The organism is Roseixanthobacter psychrophilus (assembly GCF_043195195.1).
In the GTDB taxonomy this organism is placed as follows: Bacteria; Pseudomonadota; Alphaproteobacteria; order Rhizobiales; family Xanthobacteraceae; genus NCEH01.
In genome coordinates this window covers 1-207 of record NZ_JBAFWT010000251.1, presented here as the reverse complement: position 1 = coordinate 207, position 207 = coordinate 1, and the positions used below count along the sequence as shown (strand labels likewise).

At 65.7% G+C, this 207-nt stretch carries 1 pseudogene; it reads right to left on the bottom strand.

Going from position 1 to position 207, the window contains the following annotated elements:
- Window positions 1-207: pseudogene (locus V5F77_RS29415) on the bottom strand (DUF3141 domain-containing protein); the annotation flags it as partial.

Below are 207 nucleotides of genomic sequence, written 5' to 3'. Positions count from 1 at the left end.
AGTGCTGTAGAAGGCTTCGTTGCGCTCGGAGAGGTCGCGCACGCGCTCGAAGGCATCGTACTGCCGGGGGAAGCGGATGTCGCAGACCTCACGCGCCTCGAAGTGGACGGCGTAGCCACCGTCGCGGCAATCGGGATCGCCCGAGGGATTGTCGATCTTCATCTCGTAGAGGCCGGGCGGAAGGGCCTCGATCCGCGGCAGGCTCTT